General features: G+C 50.9%; 18 protein-coding genes. 15 read left to right on the top strand and 3 right to left on the bottom strand.

What is annotated here, in order from left to right; all coding sequences use genetic code 11:
• Window positions 1–115: 115 nt before the first annotated feature.
• Window positions 116–859 (top strand): glycerophosphodiester phosphodiesterase, encoded by a 744-nt coding sequence (locus NSQ19_RS08155; protein ID WP_061575203.1) that lies wholly within the window; start codon window positions 116–118, stop codon window positions 857–859.
• A gap of 9 nt (window positions 860–868) precedes the next feature.
• Here NSQ19_RS08155 and NSQ19_RS08150 read toward each other — a convergent pair whose 3' ends face one another.
• The gene (locus NSQ19_RS08150; protein ID WP_061565219.1) at window positions 869–1111 is read right to left on the bottom strand and encodes a DUF2627 domain-containing protein; all 243 of its coding nucleotides are present in this window, start codon (window positions 1109–1111) and stop codon (window positions 869–871) included.
• A 133-nt stretch (window positions 1112–1244) separates the two neighbouring features.
• Here NSQ19_RS08150 and NSQ19_RS08145 point away from each other — a divergent pair, with 133 nt between their 5' ends.
• The 10 genes from NSQ19_RS08145 to NSQ19_RS08100 all read left to right on the top strand — a co-directional run bounded on the left by NSQ19_RS08145 (window position 1245) and on the right by NSQ19_RS08100 (window position 10466).
• Window positions 1245–1664 carry a Fis family transcriptional regulator gene (locus tag NSQ19_RS08145; RefSeq protein ID WP_340702695.1) on the top strand — a complete coding sequence of 140 codons (420 nt, stop codon included), beginning with the start codon at window positions 1245–1247 and terminating at the stop codon, window positions 1662–1664.
• 44 nt (window positions 1665–1708) lie between these two features.
• On the top strand, window positions 1709–1861 hold the full coding sequence (locus NSQ19_RS08140; RefSeq protein WP_013859594.1) for a helix-turn-helix domain-containing protein: 153 nt from the start codon (window positions 1709–1711) through the stop codon (window positions 1859–1861).
• A 272-nt stretch (window positions 1862–2133) separates the two neighbouring features.
• A complete protein-coding gene (locus tag NSQ19_RS08135; RefSeq protein WP_029142209.1) occupies window positions 2134–3237 on the top strand; it encodes a Leu/Phe/Val dehydrogenase in 1104 nt (367 codons plus the stop codon).
• Window positions 3238–3259: 22 nt separating this feature from the next.
• Window positions 3260–4672, top strand: coding sequence for a dihydrolipoyl dehydrogenase (gene lpdA, locus NSQ19_RS08130; protein ID WP_340702694.1), 1413 nt, complete (start codon window positions 3260–3262; stop codon window positions 4670–4672).
• A 23-nt stretch (window positions 4673–4695) separates the two neighbouring features.
• Complete coding sequence (locus tag NSQ19_RS08125; protein WP_013859591.1) at window positions 4696–5685, top strand: thiamine pyrophosphate-dependent dehydrogenase E1 component subunit alpha; 990 nt, start codon at window positions 4696–4698, stop codon at window positions 5683–5685.
• Between the two features lie 11 nt (window positions 5686–5696).
• Window positions 5697–6680, top strand: a complete 984-nt coding sequence (locus NSQ19_RS08120) for an alpha-ketoacid dehydrogenase subunit beta (RefSeq protein ID WP_013859590.1) — start codon at window positions 5697–5699, stop codon at window positions 6678–6680.
• A gap of 24 nt (window positions 6681–6704) precedes the next feature.
• Window positions 6705–7985: a dihydrolipoamide acetyltransferase family protein gene (locus NSQ19_RS08115; protein WP_327076742.1), complete on the top strand. Its 1281-nt coding sequence runs from the start codon at window positions 6705–6707 to the stop codon at window positions 7983–7985.
• Window positions 7986–8198: 213 nt separating this feature from the next.
• Window positions 8199–9110 (top strand): 1-phosphofructokinase, encoded by a 912-nt coding sequence (gene pfkB / locus NSQ19_RS08110; protein ID WP_013859588.1) that lies wholly within the window; start codon window positions 8199–8201, stop codon window positions 9108–9110.
• Window positions 9111–9376: 266 nt separating this feature from the next.
• Window positions 9377–9814 (top strand): BrxA/BrxB family bacilliredoxin, encoded by a 438-nt coding sequence (locus NSQ19_RS08105; RefSeq protein ID WP_019720627.1) that lies wholly within the window; start codon window positions 9377–9379, stop codon window positions 9812–9814.
• Window positions 9815–9962: 148 nt separating this feature from the next.
• Window positions 9963–10466: a L,D-transpeptidase gene (locus tag NSQ19_RS08100; protein WP_017550501.1), complete on the top strand. Its 504-nt coding sequence runs from the start codon at window positions 9963–9965 to the stop codon at window positions 10464–10466.
• A 27-nt stretch (window positions 10467–10493) separates the two neighbouring features.
• On the opposite strand, the gene prli42 is transcribed toward NSQ19_RS08100, so the two are convergent.
• A complete protein-coding gene (prli42, locus tag NSQ19_RS08095; RefSeq protein WP_017550500.1) occupies window positions 10494–10586 on the bottom strand; it encodes a stressosome-associated protein Prli42 in 93 nt (30 codons plus the stop codon).
• A gap of 122 nt (window positions 10587–10708) precedes the next feature.
• On the opposite strand from prli42, the gene NSQ19_RS08090 reads away from it, so the two are divergent.
• The 3 genes from NSQ19_RS08090 to NSQ19_RS08080 are packed head-to-tail and all read left to right on the top strand — an operon-like array spanning window position 10709 to window position 13595.
• The gene (locus NSQ19_RS08090) at window positions 10709–11830 is read left to right on the top strand and encodes a tripeptidase T (RefSeq protein WP_340702693.1); all 1122 of its coding nucleotides are present in this window, start codon (window positions 10709–10711) and stop codon (window positions 11828–11830) included.
• A gap of 6 nt (window positions 11831–11836) precedes the next feature.
• Window positions 11837–12364 carry a chemotaxis protein CheW gene (locus NSQ19_RS08085; RefSeq protein WP_081105616.1) on the top strand — a complete coding sequence of 176 codons (528 nt, stop codon included), beginning with the start codon at window positions 11837–11839 and terminating at the stop codon, window positions 12362–12364.
• 19 nt (window positions 12365–12383) lie between these two features.
• A complete protein-coding gene (locus tag NSQ19_RS08080; RefSeq protein WP_013859583.1) occupies window positions 12384–13595 on the top strand; it encodes a DNA polymerase IV in 1212 nt (403 codons plus the stop codon).
• 58 nt (window positions 13596–13653) lie between these two features.
• Here the strand turns inward: NSQ19_RS08080 and zwf are convergent, their stop codons facing one another.
• The gene (gene zwf / locus NSQ19_RS08075; protein WP_013859582.1) at window positions 13654–15153 is read right to left on the bottom strand and encodes a glucose-6-phosphate dehydrogenase; all 1500 of its coding nucleotides are present in this window, start codon (window positions 15151–15153) and stop codon (window positions 13654–13656) included.
• A 272-nt stretch (window positions 15154–15425) separates the two neighbouring features.
• Between zwf and rnz the strand changes: the two genes are divergently transcribed.
• Window positions 15426–16343: a ribonuclease Z gene (gene rnz, locus NSQ19_RS08070; protein ID WP_340702692.1), complete on the top strand. Its 918-nt coding sequence runs from the start codon at window positions 15426–15428 to the stop codon at window positions 16341–16343.
• The last annotated feature ends 5 nt before the right edge of the window (window positions 16344–16348 follow it).

The raw sequence follows: 16348 nt of genomic DNA, 5'->3' as shown, positions 1-16348 counted from the left end.
GGAAAGGGGCCGGTGCAGTGAGTTGTACCGGCCGGATCCCGTGCGCAAAAGGTTACGCTTTTCTTGTTCGGGGAATATATAATGATGAACGAAATAAACAAAGGATGTGTATCGAGTGACGTTTATTTTTGCCCATCGGGGATCGGCAGGCACACGTCCGGAGAACACAATGGAAGCTTTTTTTGAAGCGGAAAAGGCCGGAGCGGACGGGATTGAACTGGATATTCAGTTGTCAAAAGACGGCGAACTGGTCGTCATTCATGATGAAACGGTCAATCGCACGACAAAAGGCAAAGGGTATGTGAAAGATTTAACGTTTGCTGAACTGCAGTCGCTGGATGTGATTGACCGGTTCGAAACCGGCAAGCCGCTAAGCATCCCGGCACTTGAAGAAGTTTTTGAATGGCTCGCCCAAAACCAGCTTCTCTGCAATATTGAACTGAAGACGGCAAAAGTGGATTATCCGCTGATCGAGGAAAAAGCTGTTTCGTTAATCCGGGCATACCATTTGGAAGAAAGGGTCATTTTTTCTTCCTTTAACCACTATTCCATCATTCAATGCCACCGTCTGGCACCTGAAGTGGAGATTGCCCCGCTGTATTCGGAGGTGATGTTTATGCCATGGGTCTACGCGAAATCGATCCGGGCAAAAGCGATCCATCCGCGTCTTTTGACAACGGCCGACTGGATCATCTGCGCCACCATGAACCACGGTATTGCAGTCAGGCCGTATACAGTGAATAAAGCGAAAGATATGAGAAGGCTGTTTAAAATCGGCTGCACGGCAATCATCACGGATTTCCCGGAAATCGCGGTACAGGAAAGAAAAGCAGAACGGGAAAAAGCATCCGGGCAATAGCCGGATGCTTTATTTTGATGGTTTGCTGAAACGTTTCTGTACCTTTTGGCGCTTTCTGTCCCGGTGCAGAATAAATCCGGCGGTAAAGGCAATGCCGCCGGCAGAGAACAAAAGCCCGGCCAGAAACTGGAGCGTCAGCGAGGAAAACGGGCGGTCCGGAATCCCGAAAACCATATCCCGCATCCATTTGATCCCGTAAGCGGCGGCGATGACCGGCACCGCCAATACAAAAAGTGCCACCAGCCTGCCCATTCCGGCCCCCCTTTAAACCGTTTCCACCATTATAACACCCGGGATTGGACGCAGGCAATGCAGCCCATTGTAAATGTAAGCCCTTTCAAATAAAATAAAATAGCGGAGACCAGCACGAAAAGGGGGAGCAGCGATGCAAAATGTTTTAATCGTTGGCGGGGGGAAAGGCGGAAAAGCGATTTTAAAAATATTGTCCGAGAGCGCACGGTTCCGTGTGGCCGGCATCGTTGATATCAATCCGCAGGCGGAGGGGATCCGGCTTGCCAAAAACATGGGCGTTCAAACCGGAAACAACTGGCACGTTTTTTCAGGCCCCCATGTCGATATTATCATTGAGGTAACCGGGGATGAGCAAGTTTTTCATGAAATCGTTGCAGCGTGCACGGGCCGGATTGTTATTCCCGGCAGTGTCGCCTATTTGATTGCGAAATTGCTGGAGGAAAAAGAAGCTTTAATCCGAAAGCTGGAAAGCGAAACAAAAAAACATGCGCTCATTCTTCAGTCGACGGCAGAAGGCATGACGGTGATTGACAAAAACGGCAGGATCATCTAAAGCAAGGAGCGGCCGACATACCCGAAAAAGGCAGCCTCGATGAAATGCTGTCCGCTTTTGAAAAGCAGCTGATCCAAAAAGCGCTCGAAGAAAATGCCGGAAACAAAACGAATACGGCAAAGCAGCTTGGCATTTCACTGAGAAGCCTGTACTATAAATTGGAAAAATACCGGCTTGCAAAAATCAGCATGCAATAATTTGCATATTCGTGCAAAAAGTAGCAAACTGGTAAACGGAAGTTTATTTTTTTAAGCCCCGCTCTTTTCGCCATTTCTGCATGAAAAGCGGAAACAGGAAAACAATGCGAAAGTGGCATTCTTTTTGCATTTTCAACAGTGAAGGCTGGCCCGTGATCCCGGAAAAAGCGGTGTGCCGTTTTAAAAAGAGGCATCGGGATGTCCGTTTTACAGCCGCAAAAATGCCGGTTCAGCCTTCTGACAGCTTTGCTTGCGGAAAAGGAGGAAATCCATTGGAAATTTTTGATTATATGCGAAAATACGATTATGAACAACTGCTGTTTTGCCATGATGACGCATCCGGATTAAAAGCGGTGATCGCCATACACGATACAACGCTCGGGCCGGCGCTCGGGGGCACGAGAATGTGGACTTACGCAACGGAAGAAGCCGCCATTGAAGATGCATTGCGGCTTGCACGGGGGATGACGTATAAAAACGCTGCCGCCGGGCTCAATCTTGGCGGAGGGAAAGCCGTCATCATCGGTGATCCGCGCAAAGACAAAAATGAAGAAATGTTCCGGGCGTTCGGCCGGTTCATCCAGGGGCTCGGGGGACGCTATATTACAGCTGAAGATGTCGGCACCACTGTTGAAGATATGGATGTCATCCATGAGGAAACCGATTTTGTGACAGGCGTTTCACAAACGTACGGTTCATCCGGGAATCCTTCGCCTGTCACGGCGTACGGCTGCTATGTCGGCATGAAAGCCGCGGCAAAAGAAGCATTCGGAAGTGATTCGCTTGAGGGGAAAACCGTAGCCGTCCAGGGTGTCGGCCATGTTGCATTTGAACTGTGCCGCTATTTGCACGAAGAAGGCGCCCGCCTTATTGTGACCGATATTTCAACGGAGGCGGTAAAACGGGCTGTTGAGGCTTTCGGGGCAAAAGCAGTGGACCCAGCTGACATTTACGCCCAGGACTGTGATATTTTTGCCCCATGCGCGCTCGGGGCCATTTTGAATGATGAAACGCTTCCGCAGCTGAAAGCAAAAGTGATTGCGGGGTCTGCAAATAATCAGTTGAAAGAACCGAAGCACGGCGACCGGCTGCATGAAATGGGCATTCTTTATGCGCCTGATTATGTCATCAATGCCGGCGGGGTGATCAATGTAGCTGACGAACTGTACGGTTACAACCGGGAAAGAGCGATGAAAAAAGTCGAGCAAGTCTACTATAATGTACAGAAAGTCATCGACATTTCAAAACGCGACGGGATCCCGTCCTATTTGGCGGCAGACCGGATGGCGGAAGAACGGATTGCAAAAGTTTCCCGCGCACGTTCACAGTTTTTGCCGCACAATAAACACGTGCTCGAAAAAAGGCTTCCGCGGTAATGCAAGTGAAGGAGGAACAACATTGGCAAAAGAATACGATGTCGTTGTTTTGGGCGGCGGAACAGGCGGCTATGTGGCCGCCATCCGCGCAGCAAAAAACGGGCTGAAAACAGCAATTGTAGAAAAATCAAAACTTGGTGGCACCTGCCTCCATAAAGGCTGCATTCCGACAAAAACCCTGTTAAGAAGCGCGGAAGTATACCGGCTGGTCCGAAAAAGCGCCGATTTCGGCGTGGATGTCCGCGATGCCGCCTTGAATTTTGCAAAAATCCGGGAACGGAAAAACGCAGTTGTGGCGCAATTGCACCGCGGCGTCCAATCCTTGATGAAAAAAGGGAAAATTGATGTGTATGAAGGCACCGGGAGAATCCTTGGCCCCTCCATTTTTTCGCCGGTAGCAGGAACAGTTTCAATAGAGGGCGCGGGTGCGGATAATGAGATGCTCCTCCCGAAAAATTTAATCATTGCGACCGGCTCGCGCCCGCGGGTTCTTCCCGGGTTTGCCGTCGACGGGGAATATGTGATGACGTCTGACGAAGCGCTTGAAATGGAAGAACTCCCCGCGTCGATCCTGATTGCAGGCGGCGGGGCGATCGGTGTGGAATGGGCATCGATGCTTGCCGATTTTGGCGTAAAGGTGACGGTCATTGAAGCTTCCCCGCGCCTTTTGCCGGGAGAGGACAGCGACATTTCAAAAGAAATTACGCGCCTTTTGAAGAAAAAAGGGGTTGCCGTTTTTACCGGTACCGCATTCAATGCATCTTCCCTCCAGACAGGGGGCAAAAAGGTGCGGGTCGGTACGGAAGACGGAAAGACGTTTGAAGCAGATAAGCTTTTATTATCGGTCGGCCGGCTGGCCAACACGGAAAATATCGGCCTTGAAAATACGGATATTGAAATCGAAAACGGCGTCATTAAGGTCAATAAAGTTTACCAGACAAAAGAATCCCATATTTATGCGATCGGGGACTGCATCGGCGGGTTGCAGCTTGCCCATGCAGCAGCAAGGGAAGGCATCATTGCGGCGGACCACATCGCCGAAAAAAGTGTGGACCCGCTTGATAACACCATGGTGCCGAAATGTGTGTATTCCAATCCTGAAATTGCCAGCGTCGGCCTGACGGAAGAGAAAGCAAAAGAAGAAGGATATGATGTAAAAATCGGCCGGTTTTCGTTCCAGGCAGTCGGCAAAGCGCTTGTCTACGGGGAACCGGACGGCTTTGTCAAAATCGTGGCAGACGCAAAAAACGACGATCTGCTAGGCGTACATATCATCGGGCCGCATGCAACAGACATGATTTCAGAAGCCGGGCTTGCACGCGTTTTGGATGCGGCGCCGTGGGAGGTGGCAATGAGTATCCATCCGCACCCGACGCTAAGCGAAGCGATCGGGGAGGCGGCACTCGCAGTAGACGGGCTTGAAATCCATGCGTAGCTTTTGGATAAGGAGTGAAGACAATGAATGAAAATCGGCATAAAAGTTTAGGTTTAAGCGACCAGGAAGTATTGGAAATGTACGAAACGATGCTGCTTGCGCGCAAGGTGGATGAACGGATGTGGCTTTTAAACCGGTCCGGCAAAATTCCGTTTGTCGTATCCTGCCAGGGACAGGAAGCAGCCCAGGTCGGCGCTGCTTTTGCACTTGACAGGACAAAAGATTATGTATTGCCGTATTACCGCGATCTCGGGGTTGTGCTCGCTTTCGGCATGACCGCGCGCGACATTATGCTTTCCGGGTTTGCCAAAGCGGAAGACCCGAATTCGGGCGGCCGGCAAATGCCGGGCCATTACGGGCAGAAGAAAAACAGAATCGTCACCCAGTCCTCCCCTGTAACGACACAGGTACCGCATGCGGCCGGAATTGCGCTCGCAGGCAAAATGGAGAAAAAGGATTTTGTTACGTTTGTCACTTTCGGGGAAGGATCATCCAACCAGGGCGATTTCCATGAAGGGGCGAATTTTGCCGCGGTCCACAAGCTGCCGGTCATTTTCATGTGCGAAAATAACCAGTATGCCATCAGTGTCCCGATTGAAAAGCAGCTCGGGAACCCGCGCGTTTCCGACCGGGCGATCGGTTATGGCATGCCGGGTGTGACGGTTGACGGAAACGATCCGCTCGCTGTCTATGAGGTGGTCAAAGAAGCGGCGGACCGTGCCCGGCGCGGGGAAGGGCCGACTTTAATCGAAACGCTTGTTTACCGCTTTACACCGCACTCTTCCGATGATGATGACCGCTACCGTGCGCAGGAAGAAGTGAAGACGGCAAAAGAAAAAGATCCGGTTGTTTTATTTAGCCGGTACTTAAAAGAGGCGGGCCTTCTTGACGGGGAAAAAGAAAAAGAAATCGATGCGCGCGTCATGCAAACCGTCAATGAGGCAACCGATTACGCCGAAAAAGCGCCGTATGCCAAACCGGAAGATACGCTCCGGTTTGTTTACGGGGAGTAAGGAGGAGAACGATGGCTGTCATTTCATATATTGACGCAATTACAAAAGCATTGCGGGAAGAAATGGAACGGGACGAAAAAGTATTTGTGCTCGGCGAAGATGTTGGAAAAAAAGGCGGGGTATTTAAGGCGACGGCCGGATTATACGAGCAGTTCGGCGCTGAAAGAGTCATCGATACGCCGCTCGCTGAATCGGCGATTGCCGGGGTCGGCGTAGGGGCTGCGATGTACGGGATGCGGCCGGTTGCCGAGATCCAGTTTGCCGATTTTATTTTGCCGGCTGTCAATCAGATTATTTCGGAAGCGGCGAAAATCCGCTACCGTACCAATAATGACTGGCAATGCCCGCTTGTCGTGCGTGCACCGTACGGAGGCGGCGTCCACGGGGCGCTGTACCACTCCCAGTCGCTTGAATCGGTGTTTGCAAATCAGCCGGGGTTGAAGATTGTCATGCCGTCCACCCCCTATGACGTAAAAGGGTTGCTGAAAGCCGCAATCCGGGACGATGATCCGGTTCTCTTTTTCGAACATAAGCGCGCGTACCGCCTGATTAAAGGCGAAGTGCCGGATGACGATTATGTGCTCCCGATCGGCAAGGCCGAAGTGAAAAGGGAAGGAACGGATATTACGGTGATCACGTATGGGCTTTGCGTCCATTTTGCCCTCCAGGCTGCGGAAAAGCTTAGAGAAGACGGGATCGAAGCACATATTCTCGATTTGCGCACCGTTTATCCGCTCGACAAAGAAGCAATCATCGAGGCAGCTGCCAAAACAGGGAAAGTGCTGCTGGTCACGGAAGACAATAAAGAAGGAAGCATTATCGGCGAAGTTGCTGCGATCATTGCGGAAAACTGCCTGTTTGACCTGGACGCCCCGATCATGCGCCTGGCCGGGCCGGATGTTCCGGCGATGCCGTATGCGCCGTCGATGGAAAAATATTTTATGGTCAATCCCGAAAAAGTCGAAAAAGCAATGCGGGAACTGGCCGAATTTTAGAATTGCAGGATAGGAGGGTGCCAATTGGCGATAGAAAACATTACGATGCCGCAGCTCGGGGAAAGTGTGACGGAAGGGACCATCAGCAAGTGGCTTGTATCCCCGGGCGATCATGTCCATAAATACGATCCGCTTTGTGAAGTATTAACAGACAAAGTCAATGCCGAAGTGCCTTCTTCGTTTGAAGGGGAAATCGTGGAACTGATCGCTTCGGAAGACGAAACCGTTGCTGTCGGGGAAGTCATTTGCACGGTCAAAACCGGATCAAGTGAAACAATTGCCCGGCCTGAAGCGGAACCGGGCCTGGATCCGGATGCTGCGGTGCCGGAGCCGGAAGCGGAAAAAGGGAAAAAAGTCCGCTATTCCCCGGCCGTTTTAAAACTGTCCCAGGAATACGGCATTGACTTGAACCGGGTCAAAGGAACGGGAAGGGAAGGCCGGATTACGCGCAAAGACCTGTTGAAAATCATTGAAAGCAGGGGGAATGAGGCAGAACCGGCACCTTCAAAACCGGAACCGGCAAAACCCGCACCTTCAAAACCGGAACCTGCCCGGCATACGCCGCCTGCTTCCCGGCCTCAGCCTGTACGGGAAGCTGCAGAAGAAGATATGGTGATTCCGGTTACCGGCGTGCGTAAAGCGATCGCGAACAATATGGCACGCAGCAAACAGGAAATTCCGCATGCGTGGATGATGGTCGAAGCGGACGTTACGAACCTTGTCCGCTACCGGGAGGCCGTAAAAGAAGAGTTTAAGCGGCGCGAAGGCTTTAACCTGACATACTTTGCCTTTTTTGTCAAAGCCGTTGCCCGGGCGCTGAAAGAGTATCCTGCGCTCAATTCCAGATGGGCCGGGGATGCCATTATCCAGAAACATGATGTCAACATCTCGATCGCCGTTGCCGCCGAAGACAGGTTGTACGTGCCGGTCATAAAGCATGCCGATGAAAAATCGATCAAAGGCATTGCCCATGAAATTGCTGTGCTGGCGCAAAAAGCCCGCGCCGGGAAACTTGCCCCGGAAGACATGGAAGGCGGCACCTTTACCGTCAATAATACCGGGTCATTCGGTTCGGTGCAGTCGATGGGGATTATCAACTATCCGCAGGCTGCCATCCTCCAGGTCGAGTCGATTGTCAAACGCCCTGTCATCATGGAAGAGGGAATGTTTGCGGCGCGCGATATCGTGAACCTTTGCCTGTCGATTGACCACCGCATTTTGGACGGACTCGTCTCCGGCCGCTTCTTAAAGCGCGTCAAAGAGATTTTAGAGGCGGTCACACCGGAAACGGCACCGCTCTATTAATGAAATGCCCGCTGATGAAGCGGGTTTTTCTATGTTGGAAAATGTGGCGATTTATCAAAACTGATTGTTTTTGAACGATTTTAATTGATTTTTACTGTTTTTGAAGGTAAAATAACGACCGGATGCACCGCTTGCAATCGTGCAGGCGGGGAACGATTGCCATCAAAAAGGGGAATACTAAAAATGATCTCCAAAGCAAAGGTTGTGTAAAAAATGATTTATACGGTAACACTGAATCCGTCTGTTGACTACATCGTACAGGTGGAACATTTTGAGCTTGGCGGATTGAACCGTTCCGTGATGGACACTAAGTTTCCGGGCGGAAAAGGCATCAACGTCTCGCGCGTCATGAAAAGGCTGGGCGTTGATTCCACGGCACTCGGTTTTCTCGGCGGTTTTACCGGCAGCTACATTGAAAATTTTCTTAAAGCGGAAGGTATTTTAACAGATTTTGTCCAAGTTTCAGGCGACACGCGGATCAATATAAAATTAAAATCCGGTGTGGAAACGGAAATCAACGGAATGGGGCCCTCTATTTCGGAAGCTGAGCTGGACCGGCTGCTTGCCAAAATCGACAGCCTGGACAAAGAGGATGCCATTTTGTTTTCCGGCAGCATCCCAAGTTCCCTCCCGCCATCCATTTATGCCGGCCTCATTCAAAAATGCCGTGAAAAGCAAATCCGCGTGATTGCAGATGTTTCCGGCGAATCGCTCGGCCATGTCATCAAAACGGGCCCGTTTTTGATCAAACCGAACCATCATGAAATCGGCGAAATTTTCGGCGTGAAAGTCGAAACGCCCGAAGAAGCGAAACAATACGGCAGCCGCCTGCTTGACATGGGCGTTGAAAATGTGATCGTTTCGATGGCGGAAAAAGGCGCGCTCTTTTTGAACAAGGAAGTATCCTATTTTGCGCAAGCGCCGAAAGGGAAGGTAAAAAATTCTGCCGGCGCCGGCGATTCGGTTGTGGCCGGGTTTATAAGCGGGATGGCAAAAGGGAAATCGTACAAAGAATCGTTTGCGCTTGGGGTTGCCTGCGGTTCTGCGACGGCATTTTCCATGGAACTTTGCACAAAGCAAGAAGCAGAATCGCTTCTCGGACAGGTCCATGTCCAATCTTTATAAAACGGAAACCGGGATGCCCCGGTTTTTTTGCATAAAAAAGGGATAGCGCATGAGGCGCCATCCAAAGCATCTAGGGAGTTTAGGGGTATGGATCTAGATGTACTGTCATTTTACCCGGTTTTTTGGAAAAATAAACGCTTTCCGGCTATTTTTTTCGTTTTCATGCGTAAAATAAGAGAAAAGTGGCGGCTGCAAACAGAATGTTTGAAAAGCAGCGTGAAAACCTGCTATGATTAGCTTTAAAGTAGAATGAAAGGATGAGTGGCATGTCTGTCAATTTTAATCTTTATATGAACGATGTCGTGCGCATGTCCCGTGAAGAGGCAGTAGAAGCCGGCTACCGGGAACTGAGGACGCCGGAAGAAGTGGACGAAGCGTTTTCCAAAAAAGGGACGACACTTGTTTTGGTCAACTCTGTGTGCGGCTGCGCAGGGGGCATTGCACGGCCGGCTGCGGCGCACGCCATCCATTATGATAAGCGCCCGGACCAGCTTGTAACCGTCTTTGCTGGCCAGGATAAAGAAGCAACGGCAAGGGCACGCAGCTATTTCACCGGTTATCCGCCGTCCTCCCCATCTTTCGCACTTTTAAAAGACGGCAAAATTGTGAAAATGATTGAACGGCACCAGATCGAAGGGCATGACCCAGCGGCTGTCGTGGCTGAGCTGCAGGCAATGTTTGAAGAATACTGTGAAGAACTGTAATGCGGGAAGCCTTCTCCTTCCGTTCTGGAAAGGGGAAGGCTTTTTTTAACAGGGGCGGTGTCCCGGGTGTAAAGCGCACTTTCCGTATGCATGAACTGGCATGCGGGATGCATACTAAAGAAAAACACAACTAGCAGGTGAATGGCTTATGCATATATGGGTGGCATGGATGCTTGTTTTCGGGTTATCGGTATGGCCGGCGGACGGGCACGTTGCCCCGGGAGACCCGCTCATTATTGTCAATAAAACAACAAACCGACTTGCCTGGATCCGCGGCGGGAAAATCCGGCTCGAAACGCCGGTTGCGACTGGGAAAACAAATGACCTGACGCCGGAAGGTTTTTTTACGGTCAAAGTCAAGGCGAAAAATCCTTATTACCGGAAAAAGAATATTCCCGGCGGCGACCCGCGCAATCCGCTCGGCTCGCGCTGGATCGGTTTTGATGCGCGCGGCACGGACGGCCGGATTTACGGCCTGCACGGCACAAACAATCCTTCTTCAATCGGCCGGTATATTTCAAACGGCTGCATCCGCCTGCCGAAAGCGGCGCTCGAAAAGCTGTACGAAGAAGTGCCGGTTGGAACAAAAATTTACATCACCCGGTCAAACCGGCCGATGACCGAACTGGCGAAGGCAAAAGGCGCCATTTAAAAAAGGAACGCATACCCCGTTCCTTTTTTAAAACAGCATGGAAAGGCCGGAAAGCACTGTTCCTGCCAGCATGGCAATGAGCATTAAGTACACGACAATTTTCTGCGTTTTTTTCGACAAAGCGGACTTCACCTCTTAATCGGACGGTAATCATTTTTATTCTAGCCTGAAGCCGCCGGTTGTACAAGTAAAATCATTCGCGTTATACTATTAACGTACATATACATATTGGAGGTTTTTCCATGGTAAATGAAGAACGGTTAGTAAAAGAATTTTTGGAACTGGTCCAGGTGGATTCGGAAACCGGCCATGAAGAAGAAATTGGCAAGGTTTTAAAACAAAAATTTGAAGGCCTTGGCCTTGAAGTATATGAGGATGATACAAAAGCAAAAACGGGGCACGGCTTTGGCAACCTGATCTGCACTTTGAAAGGCAATGTCCCTGAAGCGGCGCCGATTTATTTTACTTCCCATATGGATACAGTCGTTCCGGGGAAAGGCATCAAACCGTCCATCAAAGACGGCTGGATCCGGTCAGACGGTACAACAATCCTCGGATCTGACGACAAAGCCGGGCTTTCCGCTATGCTGGAAATGATCCGGGTATTGAAAGAAGACCAAATCCGCCATGGGGATATCCAGTTTGTCATCACTGTTGGCGAAGAGTCCGGCCTGGTCGGTTCGCGCGCGCTCGATCCTTCGCTGTTAAAAGCGAAATACGGTTTTGCGCTTGACAGCGATGGCCCTGTTGGCACGATTGTGACGGCTGCCCCGACGCAGGCCAAAATCAAAACAACCATTTTAGGCAAAACCGCCCATGCCGGTGTCGCGCCGGAAAAAGGGGTTTCCGCGATCACCATTGCCGCAAAAGCGATCTCAAAAATGCCGCTCGGCCGCATTGACAGTGAAACAACCGCAAATATCGGGCGCTTTGAAGGCGGCCAGGCAACCAATATCGTCTGCGACCGCGTCGATATTCTGGCGGAAGCCCGTTCGCTCGTTCCGGAAAAAATGGAAGCGCAGGTTGCCAAAATGAAAGCGGCTTTTGAACAGACGGCGCTTGAAATGGGCGGAAAAGCGGAAGTCGAAGTGAAGGTCATGTACCCGGGATTTAAATTCTCAGACGGCGACCAGGTGGTGGAAGTGGCCAAAAAAGCAGCGGCAAAAATCGGACGCGAGAGCAAGCTGGTGCAAAGCGGGGGCGGAAGCGATGCCAACGTCATTGCAGGTTTTAACATTCCGACGGTCAATCTCGGCACAGGATATGAAGAAATCCATACGACAAAGGAAAGGATCCCGGTTAAAGAACTGGTCAAACTGGCTGAGATGGCGGTTGCCATTGCGGAAGTGGCCGGCGGGGAGTAACAGGATTTGAGGCGGAAGCGGGATAACCGCTTCCTTTTTAAGAAAGGAAGCGATAAGTTGGAAGCGCTCAATAAATATATCATTTTTAAAACGGGGGAAGAGGAGTACGGCATTCATATCGGATCGGTCATCTCTGTTGAAAAAGCGCAAGCAGCCAATCCTGTCCCGAAACTGCCTGCATTTGTACGGGGCATCATGAAGGTGAGGGATGAACTGATCCCGATTATTGACGTCGAGCACTGTTTTTACCAGACACCGCTTTCCTCCATAGAGGACGCCCGCATGATCGTCGTCCGGACGGAAGCCATTCCGGTCGGCCTGCTCGTCAAAGAGGCAAACGATATTGTGGAAATACAGGAAGAAGAGAAAAAACAGATCGGCCTTGCCGGCTACGGGCGGACAAATTATTTTACGGCTGTCGCAAGTTTGAAGGACAGGCTGATTACCATTGTGGATGCCGATTTGTTTATGGCGTCGCTTGAAGGGATTGCAGACATTGCCGCTTATATGAAAGAAGCGGCTGAAAATTCGTGAAGCGCCGGAGTGGGTGAAGATGAAAGCATTTTATCCGAAAAACGGCCGTGTCATTTTGCATGTCGATATGAACAGTTTTTTCGCCTCGGTTGAAATGGCGGAAAACCCTGCGCTTAAAGGGAAGCCGCTGGCCGTTGCCGGGAATCCAAAAGAACGGAAGGGCATCATTGTGACGTGCAGCTATGAAGCGAGAAAATTCGGCGTAAAAACGACCATGCCGGTCTGGGAAGCAAAAAAACGCTGCCCGGATCTTTTAATCGTGCCGCCCCGTTTTGAACTGTATAAAAAAGCATCCGCCGAAATGTTTTCGATTCTCCGCGCGTACTCGCCTTTGGTCGAACCGGTTTCGATCGATGAAGGCTATGTGGACATTACCGGCCTGGAGGAACTGGGGACGCCGCCTGCCATTGCTGAATCGATCCAGCAGCAAATTCTTGTGGAACTCGATTTGCCGTCAAGCATCGGGATCGCCCCGAATAAATTTTTGGCGAAAACGGCGTCGGATATGAAAAAACCAATGGGCATCACCATTTTAAGAAAGCGGGATATTCCCCGTTTATTATGGCCGAAGCCGTTGATCGAGATGCACGGCGTAGGCGGCAAAACGGCGGAAAAGCTTAGCGCCCGCGGCCTTTTTACCATCGGCGATCTGGCGCATGCGGATGATTTTCTTTTAAAGCAGCTCCTCGGCATCCGCGGCATCCGTTTGAAAGAAAGGGCGAACGGGAGAGACCCGCGCCCTGTTGACCCCGAATCCGCAAACGTCACCAAAAGCGTCGGGCGGATGGTGACGCTGCCCGAGGATACGGAGGAGGAACACCGCATCGATGCCGTATTGAAAAAGCTTGCGGATGAAACGGCGGAACGGATGAGAAAAAAGGAGGTTGCGGCAACCAATGTCGGCATCATGATCCGTTACGCGGACCGGAAAACAGTGACGAGGAGCAAAAAAAGCGCAGGGCCGGTTGAAAGCGGCGATGCGTTATTTCAAGCCGCCCGCACGCTTTTTATCCGGAACTGGAACGGGCAGCCCGTGCGCCTTTTGGGCATTACCGCGTCCGGTTTAACGGACCGCAAGGCGGAAGCGGAGCAGCTGAGCCTGTTTTCATATGAAGACGCAGCCAAAAAAGAGCCGCTGTATGAGGCAATCAGCCGGCTCCGCGAGAAATTCGGGGAGCAGATTATCCAAACCGGGAGAGAAGCGGGAAAGCCGCCGGATCCCCGCAAGTAATTACCGGCACACCCCATAAAAAAGGAACACGCCTTGCGCGTGTTCCTTTTTAACAGGTTCAGCAGTTCCCGACTTCCAGATCTTCGACCGGCCACCAGAAGAAGCCGTCTTTTTCCAGCAGTTCATCAGCTGCTTTCGGCCCCATCGAACCGGATTTGTAATTCGGGAATGAAATCGGCTTGTTTTCCCACACTTTTGAAATATTATCGACAAAGCTCCATGATAAGGCGACTTCATCCCAATGGGTAAAGTTGGTCGCGTCGCCCATCAGGCAGTCATGGATCAATTTTTCATAAGCTTCGGGCGTATTGATGCCGTTTTTGCTGCTGCTTGCAAAACTGAGCTGCACAGGGGTGGTTTCCATATGCTGGCCCGGTTTTTTGGCGTTCAGATGAAGCGAAATCCCTTCTTCCGGATGGATATGGATGACAAGCAGATTCGGATTCAGTTCATGATTTGTATTGTAGTACAAATTCATCGGGATATCTTTAAACTGCACGACAATTTTCGTCGATTTCGCCGCCATCCGTTTGCCGGTACGGATGTAAAACGGCACGCCCGCCCATCTGAAATTATCAATCATCAGTTTCCCAGCGACAAACGTTTCGGTCCGGGAATCCGGCGCTACATTCAGCTCTTCCCGGTAACCCGGGACTTTCTTGCCGCCCATTTCGCCCGGGCCGTACTGGCCGCGCACGAAGTATGCCGGCACATCTTTTCCTTCAATGGAGCGCAAGGCACGCAGCACCCGCACTTTTTCGCTCCGGATCTCGTTTGTTGTCAGGCTGATCGGCGGTTCCATTGCAAGAAGCGCCACCATTTGCAGCATATGGTTTTGCACCATATCCCTGAGCGCCCCGCTCGCTTCGTAATACCGCGCCCGTTCTTCCACGCCGAGCATCTCGCTTGATGTAATCTGGATGTTGGAAATATAACGGTTGTTCCAAAGCGGCTCGAACAGGGCATTGGCAAACCGGATGACCTCAATATTTTGTACCATCGCTTTGCCTAGATAATGGTCGATTCGGTAAATCTGGTCTTCTGAAAAAGATTTCCGGATCTGGCTGTTCAGCTGTTTCGCTGATTCGAGGCTGTGCCCGAAAGGTTTTTCAATAACAAGCCGTTTAAACCCGTTTGTAGCGGTAAGCCCGTCACTTTTCAGATGGTCCGAAATCGTCCCGAAATATTCCGGGGCCATCGCCAAATAGAAGATGCGGTTGCCTTCCAGTTGGTACTTTTCATCCAGTTCATCCGCCAATTGCTTCAACTGTATGTATGAGTTGCTGTCTGTCACATCATGCGGCTGATAGTAAAAATGGGTGGCAAACGCTTCAAGCTGTTCAGCATGTTCTCTCGCGCTCAGAACGGAATCTTTGATATGCGCACGGAAGATTTCATCCGTCCATTCTCTTCTTGCCGTGCCGATCACGGCGAAATGCTCTGACAGCCTGCCTTTCCGGTATAAATTGTACAGGGAAGGAAACAGCTTGCGCTTCGCCAGATCACCTGTTGCGCCAAAAAGCATAAATAACGATTTCGGTGTCTCGGTTGTCTGCATCTTTCTTACCTCTCTTTGTTCAAAAAATCACGATTTAAGGCCGGCTTGTCTCCTGATACGGTTATAGTTTGCCTTGTTGCAGCCGTTTCATTTCAAAGGCAGGGAAAAATCATTTGTTTTTTCCGCTTTCCGGCCCCATTTCATTGTCACTATATTCTAGACTTTCACGGGCAAATACGCAAATGATATGCAATAGTTTCCTTTCCGTAAAATTATGATAAGATAGTTCTATATGTGCGGCCGGGATCCGGCAGGAAAGGGGGGAACATCATTTGGAAATTTTATTTTTAGGAACCGGCGCGGGTGTGCCTGCCAAAGCAAGAAACGTCACGTCCATTGCGCTCAAATTGCTGGAGGAACGAAATGCAATCTGGCTTTTTGACTGTGGGGAGGCAACACAACACCAGATTTTGCACACCAACATCAAACCGCGCAAAGTTGAAAAAATTTTTATCACCCACTTGCACGGCGACCATATTTTCGGGCTTCCCGGGTTTCTCGGGAGCCGGTCGTTCCAGGGCGGGAACGGTCCGCTTACCGTTTACGGCCCGAAAGGCACAAAAGCGTTTGTGGAAGTTTCCCTGAAGGTGAGCGAAACCCATCTGAAATATCCTTTGGAGATCATCGAAATTGAAGAAGGGACGGTATTTGAAGACGACCGCTTTATGGTTTGTGCCCTGCGGCTTGACCACGGGATCGAAAGCTTCGGCTACCGGATTGCCGAAAAAGACAAACCGGGCGCGCTGAATGCGGATCAATTGAAAAAAGAAGGGATCCGCCCGGGCCCTGTTTACCGGCTGCTGAAAGAAGGCCGGACGGTAACATTGGAAGACGGCCGCGTGATCAGCGGAAAAGATTATCTTGGCCCGGCGAAAAAGGGAAAGATCATTGCCATCCTTGGCGATACAAGGCCGAATGAGGCGGCAATCCGGCTCGCAGCCAATGCCGATCTTCTCATTCACGAAGCAACGTTTAACAAAGAGAGCGGGCAAATGGCGCATGATTATTTTCACTCGACGACGGCGGACGCGGCGCAAACGGCAAAGCAGGCGGGGGCAAAACGGCTGCTTCTCACCCATATCAGTGCCAGGTACGGAAAAGAAGACTGGCCGGCGCTTGAGCAGGAAGCGCAAGCATTATTCCCCGACAGCCTGCTTGTCCATGATTTGATGGAAGTGCCTGTTTTTTAAAGCAA

This window comes from Weizmannia sp. FSL W8-1119 (assembly GCF_038008605.1).
GTDB lineage: Bacteria > Bacillota > Bacilli > Bacillales > Bacillaceae_C > Weizmannia > Weizmannia coagulans.
The sequence above is the reverse complement of the archived record's forward strand: the minus strand, read 5'-3'. Positions and strand labels throughout refer to the sequence as shown.

Excerpts from the sequence above, each read along its gene's own strand:
- NSQ19_RS08145 (WP_340702695.1), top strand. The coding sequence starts at position 1,245 with ATGCAAAATGTTTTAATCGTTGGCGGGGGGAAAGGCGGAAAAGCGATT.
- NSQ19_RS08120 (WP_013859590.1), top strand. The coding sequence starts at position 5,697 with ATGGCTGTCATTTCATATATTGACGCAATTACAAAAGCATTGCGGGAA.
- zwf (WP_013859582.1), bottom strand. The coding sequence starts at position 15,153 with ATGCAGACAACCGAGACACCGAAATCGTTATTTATGCTTTTTGGCGCA.
- pfkB (WP_013859588.1), top strand. The coding sequence starts at position 8,199 with ATGATTTATACGGTAACACTGAATCCGTCTGTTGACTACATCGTACAG.
- NSQ19_RS08150 (WP_061565219.1), bottom strand. The coding sequence starts at position 1,111 with ATGGGCAGGCTGGTGGCACTTTTTGTATTGGCGGTGCCGGTCATCGCC.
- NSQ19_RS08090 (WP_340702693.1), top strand. The coding sequence starts at position 10,709 with ATGGTAAATGAAGAACGGTTAGTAAAAGAATTTTTGGAACTGGTCCAG.
- NSQ19_RS08080 (WP_013859583.1), top strand. The coding sequence starts at position 12,384 with ATGAAAGCATTTTATCCGAAAAACGGCCGTGTCATTTTGCATGTCGAT.
- NSQ19_RS08140 (WP_013859594.1), top strand. The coding sequence starts at position 1,709 with ATGCTGTCCGCTTTTGAAAAGCAGCTGATCCAAAAAGCGCTCGAAGAA.
- NSQ19_RS08105 (WP_019720627.1), top strand. The coding sequence starts at position 9,377 with ATGTCTGTCAATTTTAATCTTTATATGAACGATGTCGTGCGCATGTCC.
- NSQ19_RS08125 (WP_013859591.1), top strand. The coding sequence starts at position 4,696 with ATGAATGAAAATCGGCATAAAAGTTTAGGTTTAAGCGACCAGGAAGTA.
- NSQ19_RS08100 (WP_017550501.1), top strand. The coding sequence starts at position 9,963 with ATGCATATATGGGTGGCATGGATGCTTGTTTTCGGGTTATCGGTATGG.